The sequence below is a fragment of the Streptomyces sp. NPDC005803 genome (genome assembly GCF_040630435.1).
GTDB lineage: Bacteria > Actinomycetota > Actinomycetes > Streptomycetales > Streptomycetaceae > Streptomyces.
On record NZ_JBEXXO010000024.1, the window covers coordinates 19,318 to 32,908 of the forward strand.

Genomic DNA, 13,591 nt, shown 5'->3' on the forward strand with positions numbered 1-13,591 from the left:
GAGGCGTTCCGTGGGGTCGGTTGCCGCAACGGCTCGCGGGATGTGCGTCCACTTGCCGGAACGCGAGTCCGGCGGGGCCGGGAAAGACGGGGGGCCCTATCACTCCAAGGGCTCTTATGAGGGGCGACACCCCCGTGCCCCTGACCCCCCGTCTGCGGTTCCGTGCCAGGATCGAGGGTGCGATGACTGCCACGACTGCGACACAGACGCCCCCCGCCTCCCTCCACACTCCCGTCATCGGGTGGTTCGAACAGCACGCCCGCGATCTGCCCTGGCGCCGCCCCGAAGCGGGCGCCTGGGGTGTGATGGTGAGCGAGTTCATGCTGCAGCAGACCCCCGTCAACCGGGTCCTCCCGGTGTACGAGCAGTGGCTGGCCCGCTGGCCGCGGCCCGCCGACCTCGCAGCACAACCGCCCGGCGAGGCGGTCCGCGCCTGGGGCCGGCTCGGCTACCCGCGGCGGGCCCTGCGCCTGCACGGAGCCGCCCAGGCCATAACGGAACGCCACGGCGGCGACGTACCGAGCGAGCACGCCCAGCTGCTCGCCCTGCCCGGGATCGGCGAGTACACGGCAGCCGCCGTGGCCTCGTTCGCCTACCGGCAGCGGCACGCCGTCCTCGACACGAACGTGCGCAGGGTGTTCGCCCGGGCCGCGACCGGCATCCAGTACCCGCCGAACGCGACCACCGCCGCCGAGCGCAAGCTCGCCCGCGCCCTGCTGCCGGACGACGACGAGCAGGCGGCGCGGTGGGCGGCCGCGACGATGGAGCTCGGCGCCCTCGTCTGCACGGCGAAGAACGAGGACTGCGCGCGCTGCCCGATCGCCGGGCAGTGCGCCTGGCGGCTGGCCGGCAAGCCCGCGCACCAGGGGCCTCCGCGCCGCGGCCAGACCTACGCCGGTACGGACCGCCAGGTGCGCGGCAGGCTGCTCGCGGTGCTGCGCGAGTCGGTGACCCCGGTGCCGCAGTCGGTGCTCGACGCGGTGTGGGAGGAACCGGTGCAACGGGCCCGCGCGCTGGACGGCCTGGTCGCCGACGGCTTGGTCGAACCGCTCGCGGGCGGCCAGTACCGGTTGCCGCTGACCTGAGGAAGAGGGCGGTCCCGTTCCGCTTCCGCGGGGTCTTCGTCCCTCTCGTCCTGCGCTGTTACACAACCGATGGGCAGCCGTGCGTCGGCGTACGGCTGCCGCGCACAGCCTCGTGACAACAGCTCCGTAGCGTCACCGACGTCAGCCCGACGACCAGGCGGCTGGCGGTGGTTCTACGGGGTTTCACGGGGACGGAGGCGGTTGTCATGACGCAGGGAGAGGTGCTCGGCTTCGAGGAGTACGTGCGTACCAGGCAGGACGCGCTGCTGCGCAGCGCGCGCCGGCTGGTCCCCGACCCCGTGGACGCGCAGGACCTGCTGCAGACCGCGCTGGCCCGCACCTACGGCCGCTGGGACGGCATCGCCGACAAGTCCCTGGCCGACGCCTATCTCCGCCGCGTCATGATCAACACCCGCACCGAGTGGTGGCGGGCGCGCAAGCTGGACGAGGTCCCCACCGAGCAGCTCCCCGACGCCAGCGTCGAGGACGGCACCGAGCAGCGCGCCGACCGCGCCCTGCTGATGGACGTCCTGGGCGTGCTGGCTCCCAAGCAGCGCAGCGTGGTCGTGCTGCGACACTGGGAGCAGATGAGCACGGAGGAGACGGCCGCGGCGCTCGGCATGTCGGCCGGTACGGTGAAGAGCACCCTGCACCGGGCGCTGGCGCGGCTGCGCCAGGAGCTGGAGAGCAGGGAAGCGGCGAGCCGTGCGGACCGGATCCGTGAGGCCGGGGAGCGCGGAGCGGATGCCCGCGTCCCCGCGCCCCGGAATCCGGTGCGGTCGCGGGCACAGGCAGGGGCGCCCCCCGAGGGGCGTCACGACGAGCGGGGGCGGGAGCGGTGCGCGGCCTGACAGGCAGCGGTGAGGGCGGCGGCGCGGTCACCGAAGGACCTACGGGGGACGGGACCGGCGGCGGGCGCAGGCGCCCGCTGGCCGGCTGGGCGGCGAGCAGCACGGCACTGGCCGGGCTCGCCGTCTTCGGGGCGTTCGCCGTCAGCTGCTCCACCGGCGGCACGGGCACGCGCGACGAGGGCCCGGCGGGCGCCCAGCCGGTCGCCCAGGCCACGCCGAGCGCGCTGAGCCCGACCACGGGCAAGCCGGCGCCCCGGGTCGACCCGGTGAGCCTGATCAAGGCGGATCCCCGGGTGAGCGCGCGGGTCAGGACCGACCTCAGGCCCTGCACCGGTGACGAGTACCCGGTGGACACGTCGTACGGCACCCTGACCGGCGGCCCCTCCGCCGACGTGGTGGTGAACGTGATGACCTGCGGCGACTCGGTCGGCGTGGGCACGTACGTCTACCGGCCGCGGTCGGACGGCACGTACGACAACGTGTTCACCATCGAGCAGCCCGCGGTCTACGGGACCATCGACCGCGGTGATCTGGTGGTCACGACCCAGGTGTACGGGAAGAAGGACGCGGTGGCCTACCCCTCGGGCGAGGAAGTGATCACGTACCACTGGGCGGGCGGCCGGTTCGGTGAGCGCGACCGGGTGCACAACGACTTCAACAGAGCCGTCGGAGCGGGACAAGGGGACTTCCCCGAGCCCACCGAAGCGACGAAGAACTGAGAGCAGTCCGATGGCCGAGACCCATGTCCTGTTCGTCGAGGACGACGACGTCATCCGCGAGGCCACCCAGCTGGCGCTGGAGCGGGACGGCTTCGTGGTCACCGCGATGCCCGACGGCCTCCGCGGTCTCGAAGCGTTCCGGGCCGACCGGCCCGACATCGCGCTGCTCGACGTGATGGTGCCCGGCCTGGACGGGGTCAGCCTCTGCCGGCGCATCCGCGACGAGTCGACGGTGCCGGTGATCATGCTGTCGGCCCGGGCCGACTCGATCGATGTGGTGCTCGGCCTGGAGGCCGGCGCCGACGACTACGTCACCAAGCCCTTCGACGGCGCGGTCCTCGTCGCCAGGATCCGGGCCGTGCTCCGCCGCTTCGGCCATGCCACGGGGAACGGCCCGGGCGGCGGCGAGGCGGCGGGGCAGCCCGAGGGCGGCGTGCTCGTCTTCGGCGAGCTGGAGATCGACACCGAGGGCATGGAAGTCCGCAGGGGCGGCGAGCAGGTGGGTCTGACCCCAACCGAGATGCGGCTGCTGCTGGAGTTCTCGTCCGCTCCCGGCACGGTGCTCTCCCGCGACAAACTGCTGGAGCGGGTCTGGGACTACGGCTGGGGCGGGGACACCCGGGTCGTGGACGTCCACGTCCAGCGCTTGCGCACGAAGATCGGGCAGGACCGGATCGAGACGGTCCGCGGCTTCGGCTACAAGCTCAGGGCATGAGGCGTCCGGCCCTGCGGACGGGTGTCCGCTGGAAGATCAGCATCGCGATCGCGGCGGTCGGCGCCCTGATCGCCGTCGCGCTGAGCCTGGTCGTCCACAACGCCGCCCGGGTCTCCATGCTGGAGAACGCCCGCGAGGTCCAGCTGGAGCGGCTGAACTACGCCCAGCTGCTCTACGAGGCGACGAAGACGAAGAAGGCCGATCCCCGCTTCGGGGCGAAGCTCAACGATCCGGCGATGCCGAAGAGCCTGCGCGAGGAGACCCGGCGCAACCGGCGTGCCACGCACGTCGAGGACCACGGCGGGGTGCCCGACGTGTGGGCGGCCGTGCCGCTGGCCGGGGGCGACGTGCTCTCGCTGCACACCCGCTTCGCCGACCGCTCCACCACGATCATGGGCGATCTCGACCGGGCGCTGATCATCGGCTCGGTCTCGGTGGTCCTCGGCGGCTCCGCGCTGGGCGTGCTGATCGGCGGCCAGCTCTCGCGCCGGCTGCGCAAGGCGGCGGCCGCGGCCGGAAAGGTCGCGCAGGGCCATACGGACGTACGGGTCAGGGAGGCCGTCGGCGGGGTCGTGCGGGACGAGACCGATGAGCTGGCCGGCGCGGTGGACGCCCTGACGGACGCGCTGAACGAACGGATCGAGGCCGAGCGCCGGGTCACCGCGGACATCGCGCACGAACTCCGCACCCCCGTGACGGGCCTGCTGACGGCTGCCGAGCTGCTGCCGCCGGGCCGCCCCTCGGAGCTCGTACGGGACCGGGCGCAGGCGATGCGCACGCTGGTCGAGGACGTGCTGGAGGTGGCCAGGCTGGACAGCGCCTCCGAGCGGGCCGAGCTGCAGCAGCTCGCGCTGGGCGAGTTCGTCAGCCGCAGGGTGGCGCTGCTGGACCCGGAGGTGCGGGTGCAGGTGGTCCACGAGTCGTGGGTCAGCACCGATCCGCGCCGGCTGGAGCGCATCCTCGGCAATCTGCTGGGCAATGCCGCCAAGCACGGCTCGACGCCCGTGGAGGTCACGGTCGAGGGCCGGGTGGTGCGGGTCCGTGATCACGGTCCCGGGTTCCCCGCGGCGCTGCTGCGGGAGGGGCCGAGCCGGTTCCGTACGGGATCCACCGACCGGGCCGGGCACGGGCACGGGCTGGGGCTGACGATCGCGGCCGGTCAGGCCCGGGTGCTCGGCGCCCGGCTGACCTTCCGCAACGCCGCCCCCGCGGGCGCGGCCGAGGGGGCCGGCGGGGCGATCGCCGTCCTGTGGCTGCCCGAGCACGCGCCGACCGACACCGGCAGCTTCCCCATGCTCCAGCTGGGCGAGCAGCGCGGTTCTGAGCCGGGCGGCAGGAAGGCCGCCGGCAGCGGCACGCCCCGGCGCGGCGAGCAGTCCGGCCGCTGAGCGGACCGGACGGACAGGGCAGCGAGGAGGCCCCGGAGCAGGAGCTCCGGGGCCTCGGTCGCACTTGGCTCTCCGGCGCGCGGAGCCGGTCAGGGACTAGACGGCCTCGGCCATCGGAGCCGGCTCCGGTCCGGCGCCCCGCAGCGGCACCTCCTTGACGAACAGTGCCGCCACCAGGGCGATGAGCCCGACCGAGGCGCCCACCAGGAAGGCGATGTGCGTGCCGGACGCCACCGCGTACTCGTACGCCTCGCGCACCGGCACCGGCAGCTTGGCCAGGCTCGCCGCGTCCAGCTGGGCGGAGCCCGCGGTGGCTCCCCCGCCTCCGCGGGCGGTCATCTCGTCCTGCACCCGGCCGGTGAACAGCGCGCCCATGATGGCGACGCCGAAGGAGCTGCCGAGCGTACGGAACAGGGTGGTGGCGGACGAGGCGACGCCCATGTCCTTCAGCTCGACGCTGTTCTGGGCCACGAGCATGGTGATCTGCATCAGGAAACCCATGCCCGCGCCGAGCACGGCCATGTAGACGCCGGAGGTGAACCGGGTGGTGCCGGTGTCCATCTGCGAGAGCAGGAAGAGGCCGGTCACCATCAGGATCGAGCCCATGATCGGGAAGATCTTGTAGCGGCCGCTGCTGGTGGTCACGCGCCCGGCGACGAGCGAGACGACCATCATCGCGAGCAGCATCGGCAGGAGCAGCAGACCGGAGTTGGTCGCGGACGCGCCCTGGACGGACTGCTGGAACAGCGGCAGGAAGAGCACCGCGCCGAACATCACGAAGCCCGCCATGAAGCCGACCACGGACATCAGGGTGAAGTTGGCGTTGCGGAAGATGTGCAGCGGGATGATCGGTTCGGCGGCCTTGGTCTCGACGAAGACGAAGCCGGCCAGCGCGGCGACGCCGATCGCGATGAGCTCCATGATGACGGCGGAGTTCCAGTCGTACTCCGAACCGCCCCAGGTGGTCACCAGCACGATCGCGGTGATGCCGACGGTCAGCAGTCCGGCGCCGAGGTAGTCGACCTTCGCCTTGGTGCGCTCGCGCTTGGGCAGGTGCAGTACGGCCGTGATCATGCCGAGGGCGACGGCGCCCAGCGGCAGGTTGATGTAGAAGCTCCAGCGCCAGCCGAGGTGGTCGGTGATGGTGCCGCCGACCAGCGGTCCGCCGATCATCGCGATCGCCATCACGCCGGCCATCATGCCCTGGTACTTGCCGCGCTCGCGGGGCGGCACGAGGTCGCCGATGATCGCCATGACGCCGACCATCAGACCGCCGGCGCCCAGGCCCTGGACGGCCCGGAAGCCGATCAGCTGACCCATGTCCTGGGACATGCCGCTGAGGACCGAGCCGATCAGGAAGATCACGATGGACGTGAGGAAGATGCCCTTGCGCCCGTACATGTCGCCGAGCTTGCCCCAGATGGGGGTGGAGGCCGCGGTGGCCAGCGTGTACGCGGTGACGACCCAGGACAGGTGTTCCAGCCCGCCGAGGTCACCGACGATGGTCGGCATCGCGGTGCCGACGATCAGGTTGTCCAGCATCGCCAGCAGCATGGCGATCATCAGGGCGAGCACCACCACCCGGACGCTGCGCTGCTGCGGCTCGCGTTTCCCCGCCTGTCGGACGGGGGCTTCCGCCTCCCCGTCCGCCGCCTTCACCAGGTCCGCCATGTTCCCCAACTCCCCTGATCCCCTGTACACCGGGTCCTTACTTGCCGCCCGGCTAGTTGACTACACTCGGGGAAGGTAGACCCGTAACTAGCCGGGCGTCAAGTAAGTTTTTGGGAGAGCACCATGGGCAGCACGCCGCAGCCGCGCCGGGGCAACACCCGTCAGCGCATTCAGGACGTCGCCCTGGAACTGTTCGCCGAGCAGGGTTACGAGAAGACCTCGCTGCGCGAGATCGCCGAGCAGCTCGATGTCACGAAGGCCGCTCTCTACTACCACTTCAAGACCAAGGAAGACATCCTGGTCGGCATCTTCGAGGACCTCAACCGGCCCATCGAGGACCTGATCGCCTGGGGCGCCGCGCAGCCACGCACGCTGGAGACGAAGAAGGAGATCCTCAGCCGTTACAGCGAGGCCCTGGACGGCGCCGCCCCGCTCTTCCGCTTCATGCAGGAGAACCAGGCGACCGTGCGCGAGCTGAGCATCGGCATGACGATCAAGAACCGGGTCCTGGCGCTCGTCGACCTGATCACCGATGCCGACGCGCCGATCACCGACCAGGTGCGGTGCTTCAGCGCGCTCTTCACGATGCACGCCGGCATGTTCGCGCTGAAAGACGTCGACGGCGACCCCGAGGAGAAGCGCAAGGCCGTCCTCGAAGTCGCCGTCGAACTGGTCACCCGGGCCCATGACCCGGGGTCCGACCGCTGACGGTCGGTGGTGTCACAGTCGGATCAGACCGTGACGCCCTCCTTGTGCAGGTAGTTGACCGGGTTGACCGCCGAACCGTAGTTCGCGGTGGTCCGGATCTCGAAGTGCAGGTGCGGGCCGCTGGAGTTGCCGGTGTTGCCGGACAGGGCGATCTTCTGGCCCTTCTTCACGTGCTGGCCGATGTGCACGTCGATCTGCGAGAGGTGCGCGTACTGCGAGTAGACACCGTTGGCGTGCTTGATCACGATGGCGTTGCCGTACGCGGGGCCGTCGCCGCCGCCGTTCGGACCGGCCTTCACGATCGTGCCGGTGTGCGCGGCCTCGACCTTGGTGCCGATCGGCACGGCGAAGTCCTGGCCGGAGTGCTTGTGCGCCCAGCGGCTGCCGTCGTTGCCGAAGCTCGCGCTCAGCTCGTAGTGGTGGACCGGGGTCTCCCAGGGAAGCTTCGCGGCGGCCTTCTTCTTCGCGGCCGCCTTCTTCTTCGCGGCGGCGGCCTTCTCCTTGGCGGCCTCGGCCTTCTTGGCCGCGGCGTGCTCGGCCGCCTTGCCCTGCGCGAGCGCCTGCTGGGCGACCGAGTGGGCGGTGGTCGCACTCGCCAGGCTCGCGGTGCCGGTGGTCCCCGCCGTGCCGGCCGCGAACGCAGCACCCGCACCGAGAACCATCGACGTCCCCAGGCCGGCGGCCACCACGGCGCCACGGACACGGGACGCGGACGGGCGGCGGGACTGGAACGTAACGCGCTTCGACATAAGCGGAAAACCTCCGGAGATGACTGGACCCGGCGCTGCGCCGGGCTGGCCATACCTTGGTAACCCGCACCCCCACATCCACTCAAACCCCCCATCTACGAAGAAAAGCCGTAGCAAGAGGTCCGGGAATTCACCGCGCCGGGCCTCGCCCCACCCCCGCGGAAGTCGCCGGAAGTCTCCGTCCCGGAACAGGTTTAGCCGCAGCTCTCCCCTGCCCATACCGGACACAGGCCCACGATCCAGTCACTTCACCCCACACACGGGAGGGACCTGCCGGACACCGGGCCGAAGGTCCCGGCCACGGGTGGGGCGATTTCTCCTAATGTGCCTAGTAGGCCCCAAAACGCCTGTGCGCCTTGTCACCGGCGGTGGGACCTAGGGCTGTCCGTTTCGGGACCTTCGGCACGGGGGCGGCAGCTGCGCGGCGGGCGCCCCGCCCTCCCGGGCGCGGGTTGCTCCGTGGGGTGCGGTGGTCCGGGGCGCGGGCCCCCTGTTGCTCGCCCCGGTCCGGGGTCGAGGGTTCCGTCCTCAATCGCCGGACGGGCTTGATGTGGTGCGGCTTGCCCCGCGGCGTGCGCCCATCCCCGCCGGGTGGGGGTCCGGGGTCCCTCCGGGGCGTCTCCTCAAACGACGAACGTTCCGCGGGTACGCAGCGGACCCGGGTATCTGTTCGTCGTCCTGCGGGGACTCCCCTGCACGCCCCCCAACCCAGCCGTCTCGCGTCTGCGACGGTCATCGGGGCAGGCGTGCAGACGCGACTGATGCCGGGTGGGGGCGTGCAGGGCAGTCCCCGCAGAAAATGGCGTACGACCCGGGTCCCCGTGCGTCGTCGGGTGCACACGCCATTTTTGAGGAGTCTGCCCGGAGGGCCCCCACCCCCACCCACCGGGCAGAAGCGCCCCGCAGGGGACCCGCACCAATCCAGCCCGTCCGGCGATTGAGGACGGAACCCCGCACCCAGGACCGGGGCAACCTCACCGCCCGCCCGGCCGAGGGCCCCGCGCACCACGCCCCGCCCCCCGGACCGAGCGACAGCAAAAAGGCGGCCCCGAACCGGTGTGAACCGGTCCGGGGCCGCCCCTTTGTACGCTCGGGCGCTAGGCGCCGCTCACGCTTCCTTCGTCATGTTCGGGCCGGCGCCGCCTGCCGCCTGCTCGATCGGGGGGACGTCGGGCAGAGCCGACTTCTCCTCGCCGCGGAAGGTGAACTTCTGCTCCTCACCCTCGCCCTCGGTGCCGACGACCACGATGTGACCGGGGCGCAGCTCTCCGAAGAGGATCTTCTCGGAGAGGATGTCCTCGATCTCGCGCTGGATCGTCCGGCGCAGCGGCCGGGCGCCCATCACGGGGTCGTAGCCCTTCTTCGCCAGAAGGGACTTGGCGGCCGGGCTCAGCTCGATGCCCATGTCGCGGTCCTTCAGGCGCTCGTCCACCTTGGCGAGCATGAGGTCGACGATCTGGATGATGTCTTCCTCGGTGAGCTGGTGGAAGACGACCGTGTCGTCGACACGGTTGAGGAACTCGGGCCGGAAGTGCTGCTTGAGCTCTTCGTTGACCTTGACCTTCATCCGCTCGTAGTTCGTCTTCACGTCGCCCTGGGCGGCGAAGCCCAGGTTGAAGCCCTTGGAGATGTCCCGGGTCCCGAGGTTGGTCGTCATGATGATGACCGTGTTCTTGAAGTCCACGACCCGGCCCTGGGAGTCGGTCAGGCGACCGTCCTCCAGGATCTGGAGCAGGGAGTTGAAGATGTCGGGGTGGGCCTTCTCGACCTCGTCGAAGAGGACGACGGAGAACGGCTTGCGGCGCACCTTCTCGGTGAGCTGGCCGCCCTCCTCGTATCCCACGTAGCCGGGGGGCGAGCCGAAGAGCCGCGAGACCGTGTGCTTCTCGCTGAACTCCGACATGTCGAGGGAGATCAGCGCGTCCTCGTCGCCGAAGAGGAACTCGGCGAGCGTCTTGGACAGCTCGGTCTTACCGACACCGGACGGACCGGCGAAGATGAACGAGCCGCCGGGGCGCTTCGGGTCCTTCAGACCGGCTCGCGTACGGCGGATCGCCTGCGAGAGGGCCTTGATGGCGTCCTTCTGCCCGATGACGCGCTTGTGGAGCTCGTCCTCCATGCGCAGCAGACGGGAGGACTCCTCCTCCGTCAGCTTGAAGACCGGGATGCCGGTGGCGGTGGCGAGGACCTCGGCGATGAGCTCGCCGTCGACCTCGGCCACGACGTCCATGTCGCCGGCCTTCCACTCCTTCTCGCGCTTGGTCTTCGCCGCCAGCAGCTGCTTCTCCTTGTCACGGAGAGACGCCGCCTTCTCGAAGTCCTGGGAGTCGATGGCCGACTCCTTGTCGCGACGCACGCCCGCGATCTTCTCGTCGAACTCGCGGAGGTCCGGCGGCGCGGTCATCCGGCGGATGCGCATCCGGGATCCGGCCTCGTCGATCAGGTCGATCGCCTTGTCCGGAAGGAAGCGGTCCGAGATGTAGCGGTCGGCCAGCGTCGCGGCCTGGACCAGCGCCTCGTCCGTGATGGACACGCGGTGGTGGGCCTCGTAGCGGTCGCGCAGACCCTTGAGGATCTCGATGGTGTGCGGCAGCGACGGCTCCGCGACCTGGATGGGCTGGAAGCGTCGCTCGAGAGCGGCGTCCTTCTCCAGGTGCTTGCGGTACTCGTCGAGCGTGGTGGCACCGATGGTCTGCAGCTCGCCTCGCGCCAGCATGGGCTTGAGGATGCTGGCCGCGTCGATCGCGCCCTCGGCGGCGCCCGCACCCACCAGGGTGTGGAGCTCGTCGATGAACAGGATGATGTCGCCGCGGGTGCGGATCTCCTTGAGCACCTTCTTCAGGCGCTCCTCGAAGTCACCGCGGTAGCGGGAACCGGCGACCAGCGCACCGAGGTCGAGGGTGTAGAGGTGCTTGTCCTTGAGGGTCTCGGGCACCTCGCCCTTGACGATGGCCTGCGCCAGGCCCTCGACGACCGCCGTCTTGCCGACGCCGGGCTCGCCGATGAGGACCGGGTTGTTCTTCGTACGGCGGGACAGCACCTGCATGACCCGCTCGATCTCCTTCTCGCGCCCGATGACCGGGTCGAGCTTGGATTCACGAGCGGCCTGGGTGAGGTTGCGGCCGAACTGGTCGAGCACCAGGGACGTGGAGGGCGTGCCCTCCGCGGGACCGCCCGCTGTGGCCGCCTCCTTGCCGCCGGAGTAACCGGACAGCAGCTGGATGACCTGCTGGCGCACCCGGTTCAGGTCGGCGCCCAGCTTCACGAGGACCTGGGCTGCGACGCCCTCGCCCTCGCGGATCAGGCCGAGCAGGATGTGCTCCGTGCCGATGTAGTTGTGGCCGAGCTGAAGGGCCTCGCGGAGCGACAGCTCCAGGACCTTCTTGGCTCGGGGTGTGAAGGGGATGTGGCCGGACGGGGCCTGCTGGCCCTGACCGATGATCTCCTCCACCTGCTGGCGGACCGCCTCGAGCGAAATCCCGAGGCTCTCCAGGGCCTTAGCGGCGACACCCTCACCCTCGTGGATCAGGCCCAGGAGGATGTGCTCGGTGCCGATGTAGTTGTGGTTGAGCATCCGGGCTTCTTCCTGAGCCAGGACGACAACCCGCCGCGCGCGGTCGGTGAACCTCTCGAACATCGTTAATCGCTCCTCAGAGCGGTCAGGCAGTAAGGGGTCGGTCCCCTCCCTGTCCTTCCGCAGCTTAGTCCCGCAAGCGGGGACCGCTCATTTCAACTGCCGACACCCGTCGATGGCCTCCTGCCCCGAACGCCGACAACTGCTCCAACCCGATGGTGCGAGACGATGTTCCCGCAGGCCAGACAGATACCCCTATCGCCAGTACGCCGATGGCGAACGTGAGACGTCCGGTGGCTTGCGTGTCGCCCCTCCCACTAGGGATGTCTTACCCGCAATTACAGACAGTCCATGCGGCGTACGCGGGTTCCCTCCGCTACGGGCGAACATCTTCGTACTCCCGGATGCGCCCGTACGCCCCCAACCCGGACACCCTATGCGTTCGATCAAGGACTCCGCGTAACCCGGCGGGGGGATCGGGAGTTCTTCCGTCATGACCCTCACCGTCCCGCCTCCCCGCACCGCGGTCCTCGCCGAGCGGGACGGTGGTGCCGATGACGCGTCACGGGGCGCGTGTGCCCAGTGGTACGAGCAGGAGCTCGGCTGGGCGACGGCCGGCAGTGCGCCGGTGCGGCTGCTGACCGGGCTGCGGTTCGACGCGCTCGTCGTCCCCGCCGCCGCCGGTCACGCCGCGCTGGGACGGGTGGGCAGGACCGGCCCCGTGGCGCTCGCGGGCCGGCGGATGAGCCTGCTGGTGGCGCCCGGAAGCGCCGACGAGCTGCCCGGGCTGCTCGACTGGCTGGAGTGGGGCGGGATCGCCCTCGCGCTGACCGCTCTCGGCGCGGGCGGGCGGATCACCGCACCGCCGCCGCCGGGCCGGCCTGGTCCGCCGGGGGCCGCCGTATGGCTGCGGCCCCCCTGTCCACCGCACGAGCAGGAGGGGGAACCGGTGTTCCCGGCCCTCTCCGGCTTCGGGAGCAGGGGTGGGGATGCTCCCGATCTCATCCGGCTCGTGGACGCCGTGGCGACGGAATGCCACCGGGCCCGCCTGACGCGTGCCCGGACGGGGATGCCCCCCGAAGAAACGGCCGCTCAGCCGTTGGCCTTCTCGTAAGCCTCACGGATCTCCGCGGGAACGCGGCCGCGGTCATTCACGTTGTGGCCGTTCTCGCGCGCCCACTTGCGGATCTCGGCAGTGTCCTTGTTGCCACCGGGAACGGCACGGCCCTTGCCGCGACCGGACGCCGCACGGCCACCGGTACGCCGGCCGCTCTTCGCGTAGGGCTCCAGAAGAGTCCGCAGCTTGTCCGCGTTGCTCGTGGTGAGGTCAATCTCGTACGTCTTGCCATCGAGAGCGAACGTCACGGTCTCGTCCGCCTCGCCGCCGTCGAGGTCGTCAACAAGAAGGACCTGAACCTTCTGTGCCACCGGATTTCCTTTCATCGAAAATGGAGTACGCGGAAAGGAAACCGCTTTTCCCCGGAAAACACAAACCCCCGGGAGAGGTTCAGGAGCGCAAGAGGACGGGAAACGTGCGCGATTCGGACATAGGGATCGGGCTTCGTCCGACGGTCACAGGTGCAGAAGCATCCGGCTGTTGCCCAAGGTGTTCGGCTTCACGCGTTCGAGACCGAGGAACTCCGCGACTCCCTCGTCATAGGAACGCAGCAGCTCGCTGTAGACATCTCCGTCGACGGGCGTCTCCCCGATCTCCACGAAGCCGTGCTTCGCGAAGAAGTCGACTTCGAAGGTGAGACAGAAAACCCGTCGCACACCCAGCCAGCGGGCGGTCTGCAACAACTTGTCCAGTACTTGATGCCCGACTCCGGCGCCCTTGATGCTGTGATCGACCGCGAGAGTACGGACTTCGGCCAGGTCTTCCCACATCACATGCAGTGCGCCGCAGCCGATGACCTGGGCGTCCTCGTCACGTTCGGCGATCCAGAACTCCTGGATGTCCTCGTAAAGCGTGACCGTCGCTTTGTCGAGCAGGATGCCTTCTCGCACGTAGCCGTCGAGGAGACGCCGGACGGAGGCCACATCGCTCGTCCTCGCACGGCGGACGGTGATGGCCACGTTTATAACCGACGGATCGGTCTGGAAATCGGTATGCGGAAGCTCTGAGGACATA

General features: G+C 70.0%; 12 protein-coding genes. 7 read left to right on the plus strand and 5 right to left on the minus strand.

Going from position 1 to position 13,591, the window contains the following annotated elements:
* Positions 1–182 precede the first annotated feature (182 nt).
* From ABZ454_RS29115 to cseC, 5 genes are all read left to right on the plus strand, one after another.
* Positions 183–1,085, plus strand: a complete 903-nt coding sequence (locus tag ABZ454_RS29115) for an A/G-specific adenine glycosylase (RefSeq protein ID WP_356325867.1) — start codon at positions 183–185, stop codon at positions 1,083–1,085.
* 206 nt (positions 1,086–1,291) lie between these two features.
* Positions 1,292–1,936: a SigE family RNA polymerase sigma factor gene (locus ABZ454_RS29120; RefSeq protein WP_356325865.1), complete on the plus strand. Its 645-nt coding sequence runs from the start codon at positions 1,292–1,294 to the stop codon at positions 1,934–1,936.
* Positions 1,924–2,655: a hypothetical protein gene (locus ABZ454_RS29125; protein ID WP_356325863.1), complete on the plus strand. Its 732-nt coding sequence runs from the start codon at positions 1,924–1,926 to the stop codon at positions 2,653–2,655. Before ABZ454_RS29120 ends, ABZ454_RS29125 begins: the two co-directional genes overlap by 13 nt.
* 10 nt (positions 2,656–2,665) lie before the next feature.
* Positions 2,666–3,370, plus strand: a complete 705-nt coding sequence (gene cseB / locus ABZ454_RS29130; RefSeq protein WP_359542317.1) for a two-component system response regulator CseB — start codon at positions 2,666–2,668, stop codon at positions 3,368–3,370.
* Entirely contained in the window at positions 3,367–4,758 is a 1,392-nt protein-coding gene (gene cseC / locus ABZ454_RS29135) for a two-component system sensor histidine kinase CseC (RefSeq protein WP_359542320.1), read from the plus strand. The genes cseB and cseC overlap by 4 nt, the downstream gene beginning before the upstream one ends.
* Before the next feature lie 96 nt (positions 4,759–4,854).
* On the opposite strand, the gene ABZ454_RS29140 is transcribed toward cseC, so the two are convergent.
* Entirely contained in the window at positions 4,855–6,429 is a 1,575-nt protein-coding gene (locus ABZ454_RS29140) for an MDR family MFS transporter (RefSeq protein WP_359542323.1), read from the minus strand.
* A gap of 123 nt (positions 6,430–6,552) precedes the next feature.
* Here ABZ454_RS29140 and ABZ454_RS29145 point away from each other — a divergent pair, with 123 nt between their 5' ends.
* Positions 6,553–7,137, plus strand: a complete 585-nt coding sequence (locus ABZ454_RS29145; RefSeq protein ID WP_359542326.1) for a TetR/AcrR family transcriptional regulator — start codon at positions 6,553–6,555, stop codon at positions 7,135–7,137.
* A 23-nt stretch (positions 7,138–7,160) separates the two neighbouring features.
* On the opposite strand, the gene ABZ454_RS29150 is transcribed toward ABZ454_RS29145, so the two are convergent.
* Positions 7,161–7,886: a M23 family metallopeptidase gene (locus ABZ454_RS29150; protein WP_356325852.1), complete on the minus strand. Its 726-nt coding sequence runs from the start codon at positions 7,884–7,886 to the stop codon at positions 7,161–7,163.
* Positions 7,887–8,994: 1,108 nt separating this feature from the next.
* Positions 8,995–11,523: an ATP-dependent Clp protease ATP-binding subunit gene (locus ABZ454_RS29155; protein ID WP_356319406.1), complete on the minus strand. Its 2,529-nt coding sequence runs from the start codon at positions 11,521–11,523 to the stop codon at positions 8,995–8,997.
* A gap of 430 nt (positions 11,524–11,953) precedes the next feature.
* Between ABZ454_RS29155 and ABZ454_RS29160 the strand changes: the two genes are divergently transcribed.
* Positions 11,954–12,574 (plus strand): SCO3374 family protein, encoded by a 621-nt coding sequence (locus ABZ454_RS29160; protein WP_359542330.1) that lies wholly within the window; start codon positions 11,954–11,956, stop codon positions 12,572–12,574.
* Here the strand turns inward: ABZ454_RS29160 and ABZ454_RS29165 are convergent.
* A complete protein-coding gene (locus ABZ454_RS29165) occupies positions 12,553–12,888 on the minus strand; it encodes an Lsr2 family protein (protein WP_356319408.1) in 336 nt (111 codons plus the stop codon). The two genes, ABZ454_RS29160 and ABZ454_RS29165, sit on opposite strands and share 22 nt — an antisense overlap.
* Before the next feature lie 144 nt (positions 12,889–13,032).
* The gene (locus ABZ454_RS29170; RefSeq protein ID WP_356319409.1) at positions 13,033–13,590 is read right to left on the minus strand and encodes an amino-acid N-acetyltransferase; all 558 of its coding nucleotides are present in this window, start codon (positions 13,588–13,590) and stop codon (positions 13,033–13,035) included.
* Between the last annotated feature and the right edge of the window lies 1 nt (position 13,591).

What these genes read in the sequence shown, in the direction of transcription:
- ABZ454_RS29155 (WP_356319406.1), bottom strand. Translation starts at nt 11,523, where the DNA reads ATGTTCGAGAGGTTCACCGACCGCGCGCGGCGGGTTGTCGTCCTGGCT.
- ABZ454_RS29140 (WP_359542323.1), bottom strand. Translation starts at nt 6,429, where the DNA reads ATGGCGGACCTGGTGAAGGCGGCGGACGGGGAGGCGGAAGCCCCCGTC.
- cseB (WP_359542317.1), top strand. Translation starts at nt 2,666, where the DNA reads ATGGCCGAGACCCATGTCCTGTTCGTCGAGGACGACGACGTCATCCGC.
- ABZ454_RS29170 (WP_356319409.1), bottom strand. Translation starts at nt 13,590, where the DNA reads ATGTCCTCAGAGCTTCCGCATACCGATTTCCAGACCGATCCGTCGGTT.
- ABZ454_RS29115 (WP_356325867.1), top strand. Translation starts at nt 183, where the DNA reads ATGACTGCCACGACTGCGACACAGACGCCCCCCGCCTCCCTCCACACT.
- ABZ454_RS29145 (WP_359542326.1), top strand. Translation starts at nt 6,553, where the DNA reads ATGGGCAGCACGCCGCAGCCGCGCCGGGGCAACACCCGTCAGCGCATT.
- cseC (WP_359542320.1), top strand. Translation starts at nt 3,367, where the DNA reads ATGAGGCGTCCGGCCCTGCGGACGGGTGTCCGCTGGAAGATCAGCATC.
- ABZ454_RS29160 (WP_359542330.1), top strand. Translation starts at nt 11,954, where the DNA reads ATGACCCTCACCGTCCCGCCTCCCCGCACCGCGGTCCTCGCCGAGCGG.
- ABZ454_RS29120 (WP_356325865.1), top strand. Translation starts at nt 1,292, where the DNA reads ATGACGCAGGGAGAGGTGCTCGGCTTCGAGGAGTACGTGCGTACCAGG.
- ABZ454_RS29150 (WP_356325852.1), bottom strand. Translation starts at nt 7,886, where the DNA reads ATGTCGAAGCGCGTTACGTTCCAGTCCCGCCGCCCGTCCGCGTCCCGT.